This is a genomic window from Ruminococcus sp. Marseille-P328 (assembly GCF_964249465.1).
In the GTDB taxonomy this organism is placed as follows: Bacteria; Bacillota; Clostridia; order Lachnospirales; family Lachnospiraceae; genus Blautia_A; species Blautia_A faecis.
The window spans coordinates 1-20,866 of sequence record NZ_CAXUBQ010000004.1 but is presented as its reverse complement, the minus strand read 5'-3'; the positions used below and the strand labels follow the sequence as shown (position 1 = coordinate 20,866).

The following is a 20,866-nucleotide window of genomic DNA, read 5'->3' as shown; positions in this document are numbered from 1 at the left end:
AATGGAAAAGAAATGCTTCAGTTTTTCAAAAAATAAGCAGAACAGACCAAAAAAATTTAGCTTGTTATAATTCTAAAAAGACTATAAAAGAGGGCAAAAGCGTTGACATTTTGCCCTCTTTTTTTTATAGTATCATATGTGAATTAATTTTATGTGTAAAATAAATGGTAATGAAAAAGAGGAATGAAGTTGGAGAAAAAACTGGTATTTATTTTTAATCCCAAAGCAGGGAAGGGCAAGATCAAGACATCTCTGATGGATATAGTAGATATCTTTAATAAAGGCGGTTATGAGGTGATCATCCGCGCAACTCAGGCCCCGAAGGATGCCTATGAACAGGTGAAGAAATATGCAGACAAGGTGGATCTGATCGTCTGCAGCGGCGGTGACGGCACGCTGGATGAAGTGGTTACAGGAATTACCGAGGTGGGAAGCAAGGTTCCGGTCGGATACATACCGGCAGGAAGCACCAATGACTTTGCCAACAGCCTTTTTATGCCGAAAAATATGCTGGATGCGGCATCTATGATCATGAAGGAAGAGATTTACAGATGCGACGTAGGCAGATTTAACAGCCAGACTTTTGCCTATGTAGCTGCTTTTGGTCTTTTTACAGATGTGTCTTATGAGACAAGTCAGGATCTGAAGAACATTCTAGGCCATCTTGCTTATGTACTGGAAGGTGCCAAGAGACTTCTGGATATCAAGGCTTACCATATGAAAGTGACAACAGAGAATGGTGTGATCGAAGATAATTTTATCTACGGCATGGTCACCAATTCCAGATCTGTGGGCGGATTTAAGAACCTGACCAAGGATGTGGATATGAACGACGGCCTTTTTGAGGTCACTTTGATCGTACAGCCTAAGAATCCGCTGGAAATGCAGGAGATTGTCCGGAATCTTCTCAACATGGAGGACAATTCTGACCTGATCTATTCTTTCAAGGCCCGGAAGCTTACAGTTGAAGCAGAGGAAGAAGTAGCATGGACGCTGGACGGAGAATACGGCGGAAGCCCAAGGCTGGTAGAGATTGAGAACCTGCAGCAGGCACTGAACCTTTGCCTGAAGAGCGACAAGTAAACAGGGTGAGACCGGCTGGTATCATCAGAGAGAATTATTGCGCGTTTTTTGCCTTGCACCTGTGAAAGCATTGAGTGCTTACATGTGAAAAAATAAGAACCAGTAATGTGTGATGAATCGTTGTTTATGGAGAGAAGGTACCGCAGATAAATGGCAGCCTGGGGAAATAAGCAGCGAGATGAACGAGAGGAGAGGAACAATGGGAGATTATGTTAATGTGAAGGAATTATTCGGATGTGATGTATTCAATGATTCCGTCATGCAGGACCGTCTGCCGAAGAAGGTTTACAAAGAGCTGAAGAAAACCATTGAAGAGGGCAAGGAGCTTTCCATGGAGGTTGCAGATGTGGTTGCCCACGAGATGAAGGAATGGGCCATCGAGAAGGGTGCCACTCATTACAGTCACTGGTTTCAGCCCCTTACAGGCGTAACTGCAGAGAAGCACGATGCATTTATCACCGCACCTATGGAGAATGGAAAAGTCCTTCAGAGCTTTTCCGGTAAAGAGCTGATCAAGGGAGAGCCGGATGCATCTTCTTTTCCATCTGGCGGACTTCGTGCCACCTTTGAGGCAAGAGGCTATACAACATGGGATTGTACCTCACCGGCTTTTGTAAGACATGATGCAGCAGGTGGAACCTTATGCATTCCTACCGCTTTCTGTTCCTATACAGGAGAAGCGCTGGATCAGAAGACACCGCTTCTTCGTTCTATGGAAGCCATCAATACACAGGCGTTAAGACTTCTCAGACTTTTCGGAAATACGACCTCCAAACGGGTGACACCATCTGTTGGTGCAGAGCAGGAGTATTTCCTTGTTGATAAAGAGAAATATATGCAGAGAAAGGATCTGGTTTACACCGGACGCACTCTTTTCGGAGCCATGCCTCCGAAAGGACAGGAGATGGATGACCATTATTTCGGAACCATCCGTCAGAGAGTTTCCGCATATATGAAAGAAGTAAATGAAGAGTGCTGGAAGCTGGGAGTTACAGCCAAGACCCAGCACAATGAGGTTGCACCGGCACAGCATGAGCTTGCGCCGATCTATGCACCTGTTAATATTGCAGCAGATCACAACCAGATCATGATGCGTATCCTGAAAAAGGTGGCAAGTCGTCACGGCATGCGCTGTCTGCTTCACGAGAAACCTTTTGCAGGCTTGAATGGTTCCGGTAAGCACAATAACTGGTCCCTGACTACTGATGACGGAATCAATCTTCTGGAGCCGGGTAAGACACCACATGAGAACATTCAGTTCCTTCTGGTTCTGACCTGTATCCTGAAAGCAGTTGACAAGCATGCAGATCTTCTTCGTGAGTCCGCTGCAGATGTTGGAAATGACAAGCGCCTTGGCGGTCATGAGGCTCCGCCAGCTGTTATTTCGGTTTTCCTTGGAGAGCAGCTTGAGGATGTGCTGGAGCAGCTGATCAGCACTGGTACTGCTACAAGAAGTAAGACCGGGGAGAAAATGGATACAGGCGTTAAGACGCTTCCGGATTTCATGAAGGATGCTACAGACCGTAACCGTACTTCACCCTTTGCTTTTACCGGCAATAAATTCGAGTTTCGTATGGTTGGTTCCAAGGATTCCATTTCCGCATGCAATGTGGTGCTGAATACCATTACTGCTGAGGCGTTTAAGGAAGCCTGCGATGCTCTGGAGAGCGCAGAAGACTTTGATCTGGCAGTCCATGATCTGATCAAGGAATATGCTACCCAGCATCAGAGAATCGTATTTAACGGCAATGGCTACGCTCCTGAATGGGAAAAAGAGGCACGCCGCCGCGGACTTCCTGTTCTGCCATCTATGGTAGATGCCATTCCGGCACTTACTACAGATAAGGCTGTAGAACTGTTCGGAGAATTTGGAGTATTTACAAAGACTGAGCTGGAGTCCAGAGCGGAGATCCAGTATGAGATTTATGCGAAAGCAATTAACATCGAAGCGAAAACCATGGTGGACATGGCAACCAAGCAGATCATTCCGGCAGTTATCAAGTATACAACTGTACTGGCAGAGTCCATCAATCAGGTGAAGGCAGTTGGACCAATTGACGTGAGCGTTCAGATGGATCTTCTGAAGAAAGCAAGCAAGCTTCTGAAAGAAGTGAACAGTACCATGAATAAGCTGAGCAAGCTGGTAGATCAGATCGAGACGCATCCGGAAGGACGTGACAGGGCAGTGTTCTGCAGAGAGAAACTGGTTCCGGCAATGGAGAAATTAAGAGAGCCGGTTGACGAACTGGAAATGTTAGTGGATAAAGATATGTGGCCGATGCCATCTTATGGAGATCTGGTGTTTGAGCCGTAAAGTGATCAGGAGGACTGCAGCCGCAGTCCTCTTTTCTATTAAAGAGGTAAAGTGAAAGCAGGAAAAAGATGAGTGAATTTGATTTTTTAGAGGAACAAGGTGTCAGTGCGGCGCTTATTAAGGCGGCGGAAGAGTTTCGACAGGAATATGGTGTTTCAGAGGAAGCGAAGCACAGACGGATAAAGCCGGCGCTGCCATTTTATGGGAAGGAAACATTGGAGATGGCCATGGCAGCGGTGCTGGAGCAGGAGAATCTGCTTCTGGCAGGACCGAAGGCTACGGGAAAGAATGTGCTGGCAGAAAATCTGGCATATATTTTCGGGAGACCGGTGTATAACGTGTCCTTTCATGTGAATACAAACAGCGGTGACCTGATTGGAACAGATACTTTCGTGGATAATCAGGTGAAGCTGCGTAAGGGAAGCATTTACCAGTGTGCTGAGGAAGGCGGATTCGGTATTCTGGATGAGATCAATATGGCGAAGAATGATGCGGTTTCTGTACTTCACGCCACATTGGATTACCGCCGGTCTATTGATGTGCCAGGATATGACAAAATAGACCTTCACCCGGCGGCAAGATTTATTGGAACCATGAATTACGGGTATGCCGGAACCAAGGAGCTGAATGAGGCTCTGGTTTCCCGTTTTCTGGTAATCGACATGCCCGCACAGAATGAGGAAACGCTTGGATTTATTTTCAACAGGATGTTCCCGGATGCAAAGAAAGAGGCTGTGGAGCAGTTTATAGGAGTATTTCTGGATCTGCAGCAGAAATCCATGAACAGTGAGATTTCCACAAAGCCGCTGGATCTTCGCGGCCTGCTTGCTGCCATGAAGATCGTGCGTACCGGGCTTTCCCCATGGCAGGCGGTACGCATGGGCATTGTGAATAAAACATTTGATGTGTTTGAGAAGGAAATCGTGGAGGATGTGGTGAGAACCAGGATTCCACAGGGCTGGACACGGGAAGATGTTTATGGAGAATAAAGAAAACGAATCTTTAAAAATTTCTGCCAAATTGGTTGATCTTGAAGATGCAGAGGAATTTTTGAAGAAATCAGCTATTGGGAAAGAAAAAATTAAAATTGCAGCTGGGGATAAGAAATCAGAAAAAGTTTCAATGGAAGTACCTGTAGCGGAGAAAAGCGAAAATTTTCAGGCAAGAGAGGATAACTGTGAAGAACTGAATCTCCAGGATTATCAATTAGAGCTGGAAAACCGTATCCGAAATCTGCTCTGGACTATCAGCGGGGACTACACCCAGCAGATGAAGCCGGATGTTTCCCTGTTCCTCAGGTCAAAGGATATTGCATTGTATGATGGAATTAAGCAGGGCGCATTGGCGAAATTCTTCGATAAAGATTTTCTGGGAATGTATCTGGTGAAAAAAATCTTCATGGGCGCGGATGAAGCTGCGCTTACCTTTGTTTCGCAGCTCTGTATTGAAGAAGCCATCGGAGAACGGATCTGTGAACAGCGCCCTGGAATCTGGGAGATGCAGAGGAAAGCCTGCGAGGACATACTGGATCAGGAATATGAGACTATGCCGTCGGCAGCAGATAAGCTGGGCTATCTGAGAGTGAATCTGCTGAGAAGGCGGATTGACAGAGGGGAAAATGCGGATGCATCAAACAAAACCATAACAAATATAACAGAAAAAGAACAAAAAGATAGAAAACATAAAGGAATCTATCACTATATTGATCTGATTTCCAGTGCAGCAGAGACTGCGGATACAATGTCTTTAATCCGCATCATAGATACTGTATACAATGAAGTCGCTGACCCTGATTTTTCCAAAAAGGCAACACTTGAGCAGGTGCTTGCTGTCACTATGGAGGATCTGACGGAGTTCGACTGGCATGACTATCTTTCCGAAGAAATGTATGAGGACGCACTGGAAAGCTATATGGAGCAGCTTACCTCCAATGTGGCGGGTATGGAGAATGCGGATGTCACCCGGGAGATGGAAGAGGAACGGCAGTCGAAACAGAAAATTACAGTTTTGCCTCCGGAGGCGTTGGAAAAAGCCCACACCTATGTGGAACTGAATTTTGGAAAAACTTATCTGAGCGAGCTGGAAGAGAAGCGGATAAACCAGCTGATGTGCCGTGACATCCACAGCGACTGCAGCCTGTATTTTACTGAGGGAATTCTGAAAAGTCCGGTAAAACGAAATTACCAGTATGAATATGCAAAAAGGTTGAAAAATAAGAATATCTGGCTTTATCATGACAAACACCGCATTGTGAAGCGGAATATCTCCCTTCTCACAGAAATGCTGAAAAAGTCACTGGTCATCAAAAGTGAAAATCAGGAGATTCTTTCAGACAGAGGAATGATTGTTCCGTCAAGGCTGTGGCGGCTTGGAAGAAGCAGTGATGCACAGGTTTTTAGGCGGGAATTGAAGGGAGATTCTTCTGATTTTGTGGTGGATGTGCTGATCGATGCCAGTGGTTCCCAGATGAGCCGACAGGGCGAGGTAGCGCTGCAGGCCTACATTATCAGCGAGGCACTTAGCAATGCAGAGCTGCCCCACAGAGTGATGAGCTACTGCACTTTCTGGGACTATACCATTCTCCATCGCTTCAGAGAATATGACGACCCAAGAAGTGCAAATGAAAATATATTTAACTATGTAACATCATCCAACAACCGTGACGGACTTGCCATCCGGGCAGCAGGATACGGCCTGCTGAACCGGGAGGAAGAGAAAAAGATTCTGATCATTCTCAGTGATGGACGTCCTTACGATGTTATTGTCAATCGTCCCAATGCGAAGAATCCGGCACCGTATCATGGGAAGTACGCAATTACTGACACTGCAGCCCAGATCCGTAAGCTGCGCAGCCAGGGAGTGAGCGTGCTGGGTGTTTTCGCCGGGGAAGAGAAAGATCTGGCGACGGAGAAGAAGATTTTTGGAAAGGATTTTGCATATATCCGGAATATTACCGGATTTTCCAAAATCGTTGGAAGATATCTTACAAAGCAATTGGAGGATGATGAATAAGAAAGCAGAATACGGAGGTAACGCCATGTTCCAAAATAACAAAAAAGCTGCCTTCCTGGACTACCTGATGATCATTGTGGGTACAGCCCTTATGGCAACTGCCATAAACAGTGTTTTCGATATGTCCGGTATGGTAACCGGAGGCTTTTCCGGTATTGCGATCCTGGTAAAAGAGTGGACGGAGGGAGTCGTGCCGGGAGGCATCCCACTGTGGATCACAAACTTAAGTCTGAATATCCCGCTGTTTCTGATCGGAATGAAGCTCAGTGGATTCCAGTTTGTGAAAAGGGCACTGGTGGGAGAAATCTGCCTGTCATTCTGGCTGGCGGTTCTTCCGGCATTTGATATTGCAGGAAATGATCTTTTGCTGGCAGCCGTTTATGGCGGTGTAATCCAGGGAATTGGAATCGGACTTGTGTTTCTTGGAAGAGGAACTACCGGGGGTACAGACATGATGGCGGCACTGCTGCAGCGGAAGTTACGCCATTACTCCATTGCCCAGATTATGCAGTTTATTGACGGAGCCATCGTACTTGTAGGTATGTATGTGTTCGGTGTGCAGAAAGCACTTTATGCCATCATCGCCGTTTATCTTGTAACAAAGGTATCTGACAGCTTGATCGAAGGTCTGAAATTTTCAAAACAGGCGTATATCATTACCAGCAAGCCTGATGAGATTTCCAGAGAAATCATGGACAAACTGGATCGCGGCGTGACCGGAGTCCACGGAAAGGGAATGTACTCCGGCCAGGACAAGCTGCTTCTTTACTGCGTTGTGGGACGCAAGGAGATCGTGGCATTGAAAGAGCTGGTAGACCATATTGACCCGGATGCTTTTGTGATCGTGTCTGACGTGCGTGAAGTCCATGGTGAGGGATTTATTGAACGTAAGTAAAAAGAAAAACTTTACCAAAGCCTTCTGCGCACCGCAAAAAAAGGGGAAAATAGGGCTTGAAATTGGAGCAATATAGAAAAAGTTAAAAAAAATTGCTGGAAATTTGTAAATTTTTTCTACTTTCCTCTTCCTTTTTTGGTGATTTTGTATTAAAATAGGTTCATGAATTTTTGGAATCAGTAGATTTTCCTAAGACTGTCTGAGGCTTTGTGCAATATTACAGATTTGAGACCGCGAATTTTGGCACTAATGGACAGCGATTCATGTCGGTTATACCGGCGAACATATAATGTTACTGCTCTCTTTGACAATGTTTTCACTATCCTGGAATACATTGACAGCTGTGAGACCAGTAGCCCTATAATTTACAAGAAGGGACGGAAGGGTAATGATATCAAATCAGGTACTGCAGAATACACTTGAGGGGCTCAGGGAGATATCCAGGACGGAGTTTTGCATTATTGACACAGATGGCAAGACACTGGCGTCCACCTACAGTGAATTTGAGATTCAGCCACAGGATATTCAGGCATTTGTGGAATCCCAGGCTGCCAGCCAGCTTGTGAAAGGTTATCAGTATTTCAAGGTCTGTGATGATTACCAGCTGGAATACATTCTGGTCGCCCACGGAGAAGATGAAGACACTTATATGGTAGGAAAGCTTGCCGCTTTCCAGATCCAGAGCCTGATCGTTGCATATAAGGAGCGTTTTGACAAGGACAGCTTCATTAAGAACCTGCTTCTTGATAACCTGCTTCTGGTAGATATTTATAATCGTGCGAAGAAGCTTCATATTGATGCGGATGTTCGACGGGTGGTTATGATCTTGGAGCTTGAGCAGGAGAGAGAGCACAGCTCCATGGAGAGCGTGAAGAGTCTGTTCGGCGGCAAGAGCAAGGACTTTATCACAGCTGTTGATGAGAAGAGTATTATCATTGTCAAGGAGCTTGAGGAGAATGAAGGATACGAGGAGATGGACAAGCTTGCCCAGACCATCCTTGATACCTTAGGCCTTGAGAAAGAGAATAATACACATATTGCATACGGAACTATCGTAAGCGAGCTGAAGGAAGTTTCCCGTTCCTACAAGGAAGCCAGAATGGCTCTTGATGTAGGCAAGATTTTCTCACCTGAGAAGGATGTTATTGCTTACAGCTCTCTTGGAATTGGTCGTCTGATCTATCAGCTTCCGATCCCGCTGTGCAAGATGTTTATTAAGGAGATCTTCGGCGGCAAGTCCCCGGATGATTTCGACGAGGAGACTCTGGTCACCATCGACAAGTTTTTCGAGAACAGCCTGAATGTATCCGAGACCTCCAGACAGCTTTACATTCACCGTAACACTCTGGTTTATCGTCTGGACAAGCTTCAGAAGAGCACCGGTCTTGACCTTCGTGTATTCGAGGATGCGATCACATTCAAGATTGCGCTGATGGTTGTAAGATACATGAAGTATATGGAGACTCTGGAGTATTAATTTTCATATCTGTAATTTCTGTGCCTGCTGCATTTGTTTGTGGCAGGCATATTTTATTTCTTGTGATTTACTAGAACCTGTTTGAAAAATCATTCCTGAATCTGCTTTGTGTTTCCTTTGTGAAATCTATTGCGTTCTTAGTTTTCTCTGTTATAATAAAGTACTGCAAAAATAAGGTTGCATTTTCACCAGACATATATTACAATAATGTTACATAAAAATTAAGCAAACTGCTGAATTGAATTTTTATATGAAAAATTTAGGAGGATATCATGATTGATCTGATAGATGTGAGCAAGTCCTATGGACCAGGACTGCCGGCAGTGAATCACGCCAATCTCCATGTAGATAAAGGTGAATTCGTATTTATAGTAGGAAACAGCGGTTCCGGTAAATCCACGTTGATCAAGCTGCTTTTGAAGGAACTGGATTCCACATCCGGTACGATTATCGTAAGCGGAGAGAAGCTTGAGGGAATGAAGCACCGTCGTGTGGCCAAGTACCGCCGTAAGCTTGGTGTTGTATTCCAGGACTTCCGTCTTCTGAAGGACAGGGATGTGTATGAGAATGTAGCTTTTGCCCAGCGTGTTGTGAACCGTCCTACCAGAGTTATCCGCAAGAGAGTTCCGGAGGTACTTCAGGAGGTTGGACTTGCAGGGAAATACAAGGCATACCCGGACGAGCTGTCAGGTGGAGAGCAGCAGAGAGTTGCCCTTGCCAGGGCGATTGTAAACCGCCCGGACATCCTTCTTGCGGACGAGCCCACTGGTAATCTTGACCCGAAGACATCCGAGGAGATCATGAATCTCCTTGAGGAGATCAACCAGCGTGGAACCACCGTTCTGGTAGTAACCCACAATAAAGAGATTGTCAATTCCATGAAGAAGCGTGTACTGACCATGCATAATGGAGTGATCATCAGCGACGAGAAAGAGGGAGAATATTATGAGGCCTAGTACCATCTGGTATACTCTGAAGCAGGGTATCAAGAACATCAAGAGAAATTTCATGTTTTCCATTGCTTCTATTATTACGATGGCAGCATGTATTTTTCTTTTCGGAATTTTCTTTTCCATTGTAAATAATGTGAATACGCTGGCGCATAAGGTTGAGGAAGATGTGCCGATCACAGTGCTTTTTAATGAAGGAACCACACAGGAGCAGATGGATGCAGTTGGAGAACTGATTAGGCAGCGCCCGGAGGTTTCCAAGATTGAATTTGAGTCCGGGGATGAAGCCTGGGAAAAGATGAAGCAGGAATATTTCGGTGATGACTCTGAGGCAGCAGACGGTTTCAAGGATGATAACCCGCTGGCAAACTCATCCAACTACCGTGTGTACATGAACAACATTGAGAAACAGTCTGAGCTGGTTGCCTACATCAAGACACTGGATAATGTACGAGAGGTCAATCAGTCTGAGCAGGCTGCCAAGACTCTTGGTTCCATTAACCGTATTGTTTCCTATGTATCTGTGGCAGTGATCGTGATCCTGCTGCTGATCGCTATTTTCCTGATCAGCAATACCATTTCCGTTGGTATTACAGTTCGTAAGGACGAAATCGGAATTATGAAATATATTGGTGCTACCGATAGTTTTGTACGTGCACCGTTCCTTCTGGAGGGTATGATCCTGGGACTGATCGGTGCAGGAATCCCACTGATCATTTTGTATTTCTGTTACAATAATGTGGTAACCTATGTATATACCAAGTTCAGCGTACTTCTGGGTGTTGTAGATTTCATTCCGGTTGGACAGATCTACCAGACACTGGTTCCGGTGGCGCTGGCACTGGGAATTGGAATTGGTCTTGTGGGAAGCTTTATTACTACAAGAAAACACTTGAAGGTGTGAGAGTTCTGTTTTACAATAAGGGCGGTTGTTCGCATTCCGCCAGAATATGAGAAGAGGATATGGGGGCTGCTGGAGAGATCTGGCAGTCCTTTTGTGTAAAAACAAGTAAGGTGTTTCAAGGCGGACGCATTGGGGCAAATGATATTCCACGCAAGTCGGTGCAACGCTCCGGTGAGCTAGCTGGCAACTGGATGAAACTTGTATGGTGAGGAGTGATAATATATGGCAGATAAACAATTTATAAAGGGAGCCATAACTGGTGTACTTTGCGCATCCCTGGTGCTGGGCGGGGGATATGTGGGTCTTCAGAAAGCAGGACGTGCGGGAAGTAATGTACTGTCGGATGTGGCGGTTACCCAGAAGATTAAGTATCTGGAAGATATTATAGATCAGAATTATCTGGAAGATGTGGATGAGGATTCGCTGAAAGAGGGGATTTATACCGGGCTTCTGTATGGGCTGGGGGATCCGTATTCCAGATATTATACGGAGGAAGAATACGAGGAGGAGATGAGAGATACGGAGGGCTCTTACTCTGGAATCGGCGTGAGCATTACCCAGAATACGGAGGGCGGAATTCTGGTAGTGGACTGTTATGAGGGCAGTCCAGCGGATGAGGCCGGACTGAAGGCGAATGATGTGATCACGGCTGTGAACGGAACGGATGTAACGGAAATGACGCCAGCTGAGGTCTCAAAGATGATCCGGGAAAAGGAGGACGGTACTTCTATCCTGACCGTCTATCACCAGGAGGCAGATGAACCGGAAGAAATTACAGTGACTTTGAGCGATGTGGAGCTGCCCACTGTTTCTTATGAAATGCTGGAGGATTCTATAGGATATTTGCGAATTACAGAGTTTACCATGGTAACACCCCAGCAGTTTGAGGATGCTTACAAAGATCTTCAGGCAAAAGGCATGGAGAAGCTGATCGTGGATCTTCGTGACAATCCAGGTGGGGTGCTTTCTTCTGTGTGCGATGTACTGCGCCAGATTTTGCCCGAAGGACTGATCGTGTATACAGAGGACAAATATGGGGAAAAACAGGAGATGAAGTGTGACGGCGACACTCCGATTGACATTCCGCTGGCAGTGCTGGTAAATGAGAACAGCGCCAGTGCATCAGAGATTTTTGCCGGGGCAGTGAAGGATTATGAGATTGGAACGATTGTGGGAACCACCACTTATGGAAAGGGAATCGTTCAGAGCATCCGCCAGCTTTCTGATGGAAGTGCGGTGAAGCTGACTACGGCGAAATATTTTACCCCCAAGGGCAATGATATCCACAAGGTGGGAATCACACCGGATGTGGAGGAGAAACTGGATGCCAGTCTTTTGAACCGGACGGATTATACCCATGACGAGGATAATCAGCTTCAGGCCGCAATAGAGGCGGTTTCTCGTTGACAAAACCACTATGTTGGATTAGAATGGTAAAAGGATTTTTGCAAAATAACGCGCCGAATCTACGCGATAAACAGGCGAATCAGCCGACAGTTATTTTGTTGACAGGCAATAGCTGTGAATGCATTGAACAGTTATGACAGGCACAATAAATGTGGAGGAACCATCAATGAAACACAATTTTAAGAAAATCGAGCCGAAATGGCAGAAAAAGTGGGAAGAGCAGCAGGCATTTAAAGCTGTTGACGGAATTGATAAACCGAAATTCTACGGCCTTGTAGAGTTCCCATACCCAAGTGGTGCGGGAATGCACGTTGGACATATTAAGGCATATTCCAGTATCGAGGTACTTTCCAGAAAGAGAAGAATGCAGGGATACAATGTACTGTTCCCAATCGGATTCGATGCATTCGGACTTCCTACTGAGAATTATGCGATTAAGACGAATACACATCCTCGTGAGATCACAGACCAGAACATTGCGAAATTCACTAATCAGCTGAAGAGTGTTGGATTCTCCTTTGACTGGAGCCGTGTAATCGATACCACACAGGAAGATTTCTATAAATGGACCCAGTGGATTTTCCTGAAGATGTTTGAGAACGGACTTGTTTTCCGTGATAAGACATTAGTTAACTATTGCCCGTCCTGTAAGGTTGTTCTTTCCAATGAGGACAGTCAGGGCGGCAAATGCGATATCTGCCACAGCGACGTTATCCAGAAGTCCAAGGATGTCTGGTATTTAAGAATCACCCAGTATGCAGACAAGCTTCTTGAGGGACTGGAGGATGTGGACTATCCGGCGAACATCAAGCAGCAGCAGGTAAACTGGATCGGTAAATCCACAGGTGCTTTCGTAAACTTTGCAGTTGACGGAATTGATGAGACACTGCAGATTTACACCACCAGACCAGATACCCTGTTTGGTGTAACCTTCATGGTTATCGCACCGGAGCATCCGCTGATCGACAAATATGCTGACCGCATTACCAACATGGATGAGATCAAGGCTTACCGTGAAGAGTGTGCGAAGAAGACTGAGTTCGAGAGAACCCAGCTTGTAAAAGAGAAAACAGGTGTATGCATCCAGGGACTTGAGGGCGTAAATCCTGTAAATGGCAAGAAGATCCCGATCTACATTGCAGACTATGTAATGATGGGATATGGTACCGGCGCGATTATGGCGGTACCGGCACATGACCAGAGAGACTATGACTTCGCCAAGAAATTTGGCATTGACATTATCCAGGTTATCAAGGGCGGCGACATTGAGAAAGAAGCCTACACAGGTGACGGCGAGATGATCAACTCCGATTTCCTGAATGGCTATACAAATAAGAAGGATTCCATCAAGCGCATGCTGGAAGAGCTTGAGAAGAAGGGCATTGGTAAAGCTGGCGTTCAGTACAAGATGAAAGACTGGGCATTTAACCGTCAGAGATACTGGGGCGAGCCAATCCCGATCGTTCATTGTCCGAAGTGCGGTGACGTAGCGGTTCCATATGAGGAGCTTCCGCTTCGTCTGCCGAAGATCAAGGATTTCCAGCCAGGTGAGGACGGACAGTCTCCACTTGCAAAGATTGATTCCTTCGTAAACTGCAAATGCCCGAAATGCGGCGGCGATGCCAAGAGAGAGACAGATACCATGCCACAGTGGGCTGGATCTTCCTGGTATTTCCTTCGCTATGTGGATCCACACAATACAGAAGCTCTTGCAGACCGCAAGAAGATGGAATACTGGATGCCGGTTGACTGGTACAACGGCGGTATGGAGCATGTAACCAGACATATGATCTACTCCAGATTCTGGCATCATTTCCTGTATGACATGGGAATTGTCAATACTCCGGAGCCATATGCGAAACGTTCTGCACAGGGTATGATCCTTGGTTCAGACGGTGACAAGATGAGTAAATCCAAGGGCAACGTTGTTGACCCGCTTGACATTGTAAATGAGTATGGTGCAGATGCACTTCGTACCTACGTTCTCTTCATGGGTGACTACGGCGCAGCTGCTCCGTGGAACGACAGCTCCGTAAGAGGCTGCAAGCGTTTCCTTGAGAGAGTTGCAGGACTGACCGATATCATGACAGAGGAGCCGGCAGCCAAGGATATGGAGGTTAAGATCCATAAGGCAATCAAGAAGGTATCCTCCGATATCGAGGCTATGAAGTTTAACACTGCAATTGCCTGCCTGATGACTCTCATCAATGAGATTTATGCTGTTGGCAAGATCAGCAAGGATGACCTTGTGATTTTCATCAAGCTCCTTTGCCCGTTTGCACCTCATCTTTGCGAGGAAATCTGGGAGACCATCGGTGGAGAAGGTTTACTTTCCCTTTCCCAGTGGCCGGAATATGAAGAGAGCAAGACTGTAGAGGACTCCATAGAAATCGGTGTCCAGGTCAATGGTAAGGTTCGTGGAACCATCGTAATCCCGAACGGCTGTGCGAAAGAGGAAGCTCTTGAGCTGGCGAAGAAGGACGAGAGAGTAGCTTCCTTCCTGGAAGGCAAGACTCTTGTAAAAGAGATTTATGTACCGAATAAGATCGTAAACTTTGTTGCGAAATAAAGATTACTGGAATAGAGAAACTCTCCACTGAATGATCGGTGGGGAGTTTTTTGAATTACAGCAGTTATCTTCAAATAAAAGAATAAAAGACTATCTTATAAAAGAAGATCAGTGGTCAGATAATATGAAGACTGACGGCACACTTGGAAAATTATAGCCAGAGAAAATGCAGAGATAGTCCACTGCTGGCTATAGAAGTATATAGAAAATGCATAAAACGATTATGACTGTTTTAAGAAATTAAACGCCTGCTCATAATGGAGAATGCGGTTTTTTTGATTTTCCAATAAGGTGGTTCGCTTTAATTCAATGGCAATTGTGTAATCTACAAGTTCTTTTCCAGTGCAGTCGAGAAGACGATATTTCTCGATAAGCTGCTGTTCGGAGATGGATTGAACATCGACAGCTGTAGTCGCTCTTTCTTCTGTTAACCCTAACAGGTAATCTGTAGAGACATGAAAAAGCTGCGACATCTTTATAAGGAATGGAAAGCCTGGTTCCCGAATGTCCATTTCGTAATTACGCAAAGTGTTGGCTGGAATGCCAAGCTCGGCAGCGAAAGCGTCGCGATTGCGATAACCATGTTCTTTACGCAGCTGCATAAGTCTTTTTCCAAAAGTCATGATAAAAATCCCTCCATTTTCTATTATTGATTGACAAAATCATATAGAATAGATATAATATACTCACCAGAACAGCTGGAAGGTAGATGCTCTCTACCTGATCCTGTTATATTGGGTGTTGACTATTGAGATAGCCGTTCCGCAACTTTCCGAGGGTTAGGACGGCTATTTCTTATGTATGGCGAATTCCAGAATAGAAACAAGTAAAATACCTGCGGTTAAAATAACCATAAATTCTTCATAGGTTGACATAAGTATCACCTCCTCCATAAAACTCGGATGGGTGAGAGCACGTCCCCCAACTGCTCGGGAAAATATATTAAATTTGAAATACATATATTTATTATATAGAATAATTCGAATTACGTCAATAAAAAATATCCAAATAAGGAATAGAATATATAAATACACTCAAAACGAGTAAAAAATAAGGAGCTGAAAAACGATGAATGGACTCAGCCAAAAACGATATCTCGAACTCCCCCTCCCAACAGAAGACGATCCCCGCTCAGACCAGCAGCGGATCCTGGATAGTCTGGCGGCGGCAGGTGTGGAAGAGCGGGTTCATATACCTGTCCACATTTTACGGAAGTTATACCCATTACTTGATAACGCAAAGTGGAAAATAACGGTTTCCCTTGCCTGGAATGGGGATAACTGGGAAATGGTGGAGATTGAGGAAGGAGATACCACCGCGCAGCATTATGGGCTGGCGGTGGATCTGGGAAGTACCACTGTGGTGGCGAGACTTCTGGACTGCAACAGTGGAGAGATTTTGAAGGAAGTCAGCTGCTTCAATAAGCAGATCCAGTGGGGGACAGATATTCTGTCCAGGATTTTTTACTGTAAAGATAATAAGGAAAAGCTGGAAGAAGTGCGGCGGGCTACAGTAGAATCCATTTGTGAATGCATGGATAAGCTGGATGCAAGCCACTCCGCGCTCTCCATGGTAATCGCGGGTAACACCACCATGATTCACTTCCTTCTGGGAATGGATGCCTTCTGCGTTTTCTACACTCCGCACGCAGTCCATGCCGATCGCCCCGGTTTCCAGATGGCGCGTGATCTGGACATTCCGCTGAAAGGCTACGTTTATTGTTACCCTGCCAAGTCAAACTACCTTGGCGGCGATATTATCAGCGGCATGATTGACACTGAATTATATAAGAAAAACGAGATCAGCGTTTTCTTCGATATCGGAACCAACGGCGAGCTGGTGATCGGAAATAAAGAATTTCTTCTCTGTGGTGCAGGCGCAGCAGGACCAGCGCTGGAGGGAGGCGTGGTGCGCACTGGAATGCGGGCAGACGCAGGGGCAGTAGATGAAGTGAGGATAAGGGATGGAAACATCTTTGTGCATGTAATTGGAAATTCTGCGCCTCAGGGAATCTGCGGTTCCGGTATCATAGACCTGATCGCAGAGCTTTTTCTGGAGGGATGGATCGACATCCGCGGCAAGCTTTCCCCGGAAAAAAGCCCTCTCATTCAGGAGAGAGACAACCAGCTCTGTGTGAAATATGCCCCCGGTCTGTACTTCTACCAGAAGGACATCGACGAATTTATCCGCACCAAATCCGCCGCCCACACCATGGTAGAAATCATGCTCCGTGAATCCGGTCTTGACTTAAACCAGGCCGACCGCTTCTACGTGGCAGGAGCCTTTGGCAAACACGTATCCAAAGAGTCTGCAATCGCCATCGGCATGTATCCCGACATGGACCGCGACCACATCATCAACGCTGGAAATTCCTCACTGGAAGGCGCCCAGAAGCTGCTTCTGAACCGGAGCCTTCTCACTGACATCGACCAGATCCTGGAAGAAATGGTCTACATCCAGTTCGCTGAAGTAGAAGACTTCCTGGAACTAATGGTAGCAGCCCAAGCATTGCCACATACAGATTATAAGCGGTATCCTACGGTTATGGAGAAGCTAAAAGAACGGCAGAAAGATATAAAGTTATAAACTGCTTTTTGATTTATTTCAATGGAAATTCATTTTCAAATGGTTGATTTGAAGGAGCTCTTTCGATATACTTAGAAGTAATAGAAATCATCGAAAAGGAGTGATTACATGCCATTACTCGAAGAAAAAGTTTATACAATAGATGATATATATGCTCTTCCGGAAGGGGAGAGAGCGGAGCTTATTGATGGACATATATACTATATGGCACCACCTAACAGGACACACCAGAAAATATCCATGGAACTGTCAGCCAGAATTCTTGAGTACATCCGTTCCCATAAGGGAAAATGCGAAGTCTATGCTGCTCCATTTGCAGTATATCTGGATGATACGACTGGTACTTATGTAGAGCCAGACATTTCAGTAATTTGTGACCCGGATAAACTGGATGATCAAGGATGCAATGGTGCACCAGACTGGATTATTGAGATTGTTTCTCCTGCAAGTAAACGAATGGACTATTATACGAAGCTTTTTAAATACAGAACAGCAGGTGTAAGAGAATACTGGATCATAGATGCGGCTAAGAATCAGATATTTGTATATAATTTTGAAAAAGGAGATACGGAACAATATACACTGCAGGATTCGGTAAAAGCAGGAATTTATGAGAACCTGGTGATTGATTTTAGTAAACTGGATATTTAGAAAATGCATGTAAGGGCAGGCCTGTTTTGCAGCTTGCCCTTTTTGCAATTCGTACAGCAATAATGAGAAAATGTAAAAATTATCTAAATTTATAGTAATTTCTCACAAAATATGCTATACTACTCCCAAACCAACAGACAGGAAGTGTACGAAATGACAGCACCCAAGAAACCACCAATTACGAAAAGTTTCGGATACGCATTTGAAGGAATTTTCACCTGCATCCGCAAGGAACGGAATATGAAGATCCACTGCGTGATGGCAGTCCTTGTGGTGATTGCGGGCATGATCCTGAAGCTTTCCCCAGTGGAATGGTGCATTTGTCTGGGGCTATTCGGACTGGTGATGGCACTGGAGCTGGTGAATACAGCTGTGGAAGCAGTGGTGGATCTGGTGACCAGCGAGTACAAGCCTCTGGCGAAAATCGCCAAAGATACAGCAGCAGGCGCAGTACTGATCGCAGCCATCATGGCAGCAATCGCCGGAATGATCATTTTCGTACCCAAAGGACTGGCATTTCTTGGACTTTTATGAGAAGTCCGATCTGCTGAAAACGAAAATCCCACAGGGAGTTGGCAGATACAGCTGTAAATAAGAAAGGAGCACACACTATGGAACTTGGAGAAGGCATCAAAAAAATATTACTTGCAGGAATCGGCACTGCAGCAGTGACCGCAGAGAAATCCAAAGAAGTTCTGGATGAACTGGTAAAGAAAGGTGAGCTCACTGTAGAACAGGGCAAGGTCCTCAATCAGGAGCTGAAGCACAATATCAAAGAGAGCATGAAGAAGAACGTAAACGTAACCCTGAAGCCGTCCAACCCGGATGAGCTGAAGGAAGTCCTTGGCAAAATGACTCCGGATCAGCTGGCTGCCCTGAAAGAGCAGATCAGCAAGATGCAGGCAAAAGACGTAGACGCAGAGGAGACTGCCGAAGAAGAGGAAGAGACAGAAGAAGCCGAGGAAGCCAAAGAAGAATACGAGGACGACCCTCAGGAATAAGCAATAACATTTTCCGAAAAAGAAATAGTATTGCCTTGTTTAAGAAGTGCAGCAGGAAATCCTGAATGGCATTGCAGAACAAAATAAAGAAATTTATGAAGGCAGGATGAGGAGAAAGAGTACCCGAATCCTGTCTTTTCAGTGAGGGGAACAGACATGGGTGTGACAAAGAATGACAGTACGATGAAGTCAGAGGCAGACCAGGCGCAAAGAAAGAATCTGGAAGCAGAAATCCAACAGGGTAAAAATGAGAAAAGCAGTACAGCTGATAAGAAGTCAAATGGCAAAGACACCGGCACTTATAAAGAAAGGCTAAAAGAAATTACAGCCGTTCTCCACAAGCATGCCATCACCCGAGGCGTCTCCCCGGAAAAGCTCCGCCTCATTCTCACAGATCTCGGCCCCACCTTCATCAAGCTGGGACAGATCATGTCCATGCGTTCCGACATTTTGCCCAAGCGTTACTGTGACGAGCTGATGAAGCTTTGCTCTGATGTAGACCCTATGCCATTTGCGGAAGTAGAAGAAGTCCTCCGGGAAGCTTTCGGCTGTCCCTGGCAGGAAGAATTTCAGGAAATCCAGGAGAAGCCCCTTGGCTCAGCCTCTATCGCCCAGGTACACCACGCCGTCCTGAAAACCGGCGAAGAAGTTGTGATAAAGGTTCAGCGAAAGGGCATCTACGAGATCATGGCCCGCGATATCGGCCTGATGAAGAAGGCAGTGAAGCTCCTTCCCCCTGTAAGCATCAAGGAAGCGGTAGATCTGAATCTTGTGCTGGAAGAGCTGTGGCGCGTTACCCAGGAAGAGATGAATTTCCTGACGGAAGCAGCCAACATGGAAGAATTTTCCAGGAAAAATAAAAATGTGGCATTTGTGAAAACGCCTATTCTTTACAGGGAGTATACCACAGCCAGTGTCCTTGTTATGGAATACATCGACGGTATTCCCATCGACCATAAGGAAGAGCTTCTCGCAGGCGGCTATGACCTTGATGAGATTGGCAGCAAATTTGTGGATAATTTTATCAAGCAGGTTATGGACGACGGCTTTTTCCACGCAGACCCCCATCCGGGAAATGTGATGATCCAGGGCGGCAAAATCGTGTGGATCGACATGGGAATGATGGGACGGCTGAATGATCGTGACCGGGAGCTGATCGGTCAGGCTATCGAGGGTATGGCACTGAATGACATTGGAAAAATTCAGGATGCAGTGCTGGCACTTGGAGAATTCAAGGGGAAACCTAACCAGAGCCGTCTTTACACAGACATCCGCGACCTTATGGCGAAATATGGCACCGCAGATTTTGGCGAAATCGATATCGTAGAAATCCTTACAGATCTGATGGACGTGATGAAAGAGAACAAGATCGTCATGCCCCATGGCCTCACAATGCTTGCAAGAGGGCTAACTCATATGGAAGGGGTACTGGCAGATATCAGCCCGGAGATCAATATGGTGCAGATTGCAGCAGCCCGCTTGAGGGGAAACCTTCTGGAGGAGGGAAACTGGAAGAAGCAGATGAAGGGCAGCGGGAAAAAGCTGTATCGCTCCATGCTCCGCGCTGTGGATATCCCTGCGTTGGCAGCAGATTTCCTGCAGGGCTGTATGAAAGGCCAGACCAAGATCAACCTGGATTTGCATGCTTCAGATGACCTGGCGTGGCTGATGCGCCGCCTGATCCGGAACATTGTGCTTGGTCTTTGGGTAATGGCACTTCTGATCAGCTCCAGTATTATCTGTACCACAGATATGACACCGAAGATAATGGGAATTCCGGCTTTTGGAGTGCTGGGGTACTTTGGGGCGCTGGTCATTCTCATGTATCTGTTTATCAAACATTTTATGAAAAAGTAGTGGAAAAAATCAGTGGGAAAATCGGGTTAAGTGGATAAAATTACCAAACTTTGCCGGAAAAGCCAGAAAGAAACCTGGGGGGGTGTCAAGCGTTTTTGAAAATGTCCTAAAATAATTGAAGTATTAGCCCCGGCTTTTTGCTGGGGCTTGTTATATTGAT

General features: G+C 45.8%; 16 protein-coding genes. 15 read left to right on the top strand and 1 reads right to left on the bottom strand.

The window, feature by feature from the left end; translation table 11 throughout:
* Positions 1 to 183: 183 nt before the first annotated feature.
* From ACESTK_RS03905 to leuS, 10 genes are all read left to right on the top strand, one after another.
* Positions 184 to 1,083: a diacylglycerol kinase family protein gene (locus ACESTK_RS03905; RefSeq protein WP_334285775.1), complete on the top strand. Its 900-nt coding sequence runs from the start codon at positions 184 to 186 to the stop codon at positions 1,081 to 1,083.
* A gap of 199 nt (positions 1,084 to 1,282) precedes the next feature.
* Complete coding sequence (locus ACESTK_RS03900) at positions 1,283 to 3,397, top strand: glutamine synthetase III (RefSeq protein WP_373118785.1); 2,115 nt, start codon at positions 1,283 to 1,285, stop codon at positions 3,395 to 3,397.
* A gap of 68 nt (positions 3,398 to 3,465) precedes the next feature.
* The gene (locus tag ACESTK_RS03895) at positions 3,466 to 4,386 is read left to right on the top strand and encodes an AAA family ATPase (protein ID WP_373118782.1); all 921 of its coding nucleotides are present in this window, start codon (positions 3,466 to 3,468) and stop codon (positions 4,384 to 4,386) included.
* Entirely contained in the window at positions 4,376 to 6,409 is a 2,034-nt protein-coding gene (locus ACESTK_RS03890; protein ID WP_373118779.1) for a nitric oxide reductase activation protein, read from the top strand. The genes ACESTK_RS03895 and ACESTK_RS03890 overlap by 11 nt, the downstream gene beginning before the upstream one ends.
* Entirely contained in the window at positions 6,399 to 7,304 is a 906-nt protein-coding gene (locus ACESTK_RS03885) for a YitT family protein (protein ID WP_330589383.1), read from the top strand. The genes ACESTK_RS03890 and ACESTK_RS03885 overlap by 11 nt, the downstream gene beginning before the upstream one ends.
* A 388-nt stretch (positions 7,305 to 7,692) precedes the next feature.
* Positions 7,693 to 8,781 carry a CdaR family transcriptional regulator gene (locus ACESTK_RS03880; RefSeq protein ID WP_118578361.1) on the top strand — a complete coding sequence of 363 codons (1,089 nt, stop codon included), beginning with the start codon at positions 7,693 to 7,695 and terminating at the stop codon, positions 8,779 to 8,781.
* A 272-nt stretch (positions 8,782 to 9,053) separates the two neighbouring features.
* Positions 9,054 to 9,737, top strand: a complete 684-nt coding sequence (ftsE, locus tag ACESTK_RS03875) for a cell division ATP-binding protein FtsE (protein WP_226854921.1) — start codon at positions 9,054 to 9,056, stop codon at positions 9,735 to 9,737.
* On the top strand, positions 9,727 to 10,635 hold the full coding sequence (ftsX, locus tag ACESTK_RS03870) for a permease-like cell division protein FtsX (RefSeq protein ID WP_148463242.1): 909 nt from the start codon (positions 9,727 to 9,729) through the stop codon (positions 10,633 to 10,635). Before ftsE ends, ftsX begins: the two co-directional genes overlap by 11 nt.
* A 222-nt stretch (positions 10,636 to 10,857) precedes the next feature.
* Positions 10,858 to 12,042: a S41 family peptidase gene (locus ACESTK_RS03865; RefSeq protein WP_373118776.1), complete on the top strand. Its 1,185-nt coding sequence runs from the start codon at positions 10,858 to 10,860 to the stop codon at positions 12,040 to 12,042.
* Between the two features lie 166 nt (positions 12,043 to 12,208).
* On the top strand, positions 12,209 to 14,611 hold the full coding sequence (leuS, locus tag ACESTK_RS03860; RefSeq protein ID WP_373118773.1) for a leucine--tRNA ligase: 2,403 nt from the start codon (positions 12,209 to 12,211) through the stop codon (positions 14,609 to 14,611).
* Between the two features lie 221 nt (positions 14,612 to 14,832).
* On the opposite strand, the gene ACESTK_RS03855 is transcribed toward leuS, so the two are convergent.
* Positions 14,833 to 15,234 (bottom strand): helix-turn-helix domain-containing protein, encoded by a 402-nt coding sequence (locus ACESTK_RS03855; protein WP_195380152.1) that lies wholly within the window; start codon positions 15,232 to 15,234, stop codon positions 14,833 to 14,835.
* A gap of 445 nt (positions 15,235 to 15,679) precedes the next feature.
* Here ACESTK_RS03855 and ACESTK_RS03850 point away from each other — a divergent pair, with 445 nt between their 5' ends.
* From ACESTK_RS03850 to ACESTK_RS03830, 5 genes are all read left to right on the top strand, one after another.
* Positions 15,680 to 17,197, top strand: coding sequence for an ASKHA domain-containing protein (locus ACESTK_RS03850; RefSeq protein WP_373118770.1), 1,518 nt, complete (start codon positions 15,680 to 15,682; stop codon positions 17,195 to 17,197).
* Between the two features lie 108 nt (positions 17,198 to 17,305).
* Complete coding sequence (locus tag ACESTK_RS03845) at positions 17,306 to 17,848, top strand: Uma2 family endonuclease (protein ID WP_373118767.1); 543 nt, start codon at positions 17,306 to 17,308, stop codon at positions 17,846 to 17,848.
* Positions 17,849 to 18,001: 153 nt separating this feature from the next.
* A complete protein-coding gene (locus tag ACESTK_RS03840; RefSeq protein WP_373118765.1) occupies positions 18,002 to 18,382 on the top strand; it encodes a diacylglycerol kinase family protein in 381 nt (126 codons plus the stop codon).
* A gap of 77 nt (positions 18,383 to 18,459) precedes the next feature.
* The gene (locus tag ACESTK_RS03835) at positions 18,460 to 18,849 is read left to right on the top strand and encodes a phasin family protein (RefSeq protein ID WP_373118762.1); all 390 of its coding nucleotides are present in this window, start codon (positions 18,460 to 18,462) and stop codon (positions 18,847 to 18,849) included.
* A 156-nt stretch (positions 18,850 to 19,005) separates the two neighbouring features.
* On the top strand, positions 19,006 to 20,706 hold the full coding sequence (locus ACESTK_RS03830) for an ABC1 kinase family protein (protein WP_373118759.1): 1,701 nt from the start codon (positions 19,006 to 19,008) through the stop codon (positions 20,704 to 20,706).
* Positions 20,707 to 20,866: the final 160 nt, after the last annotated feature.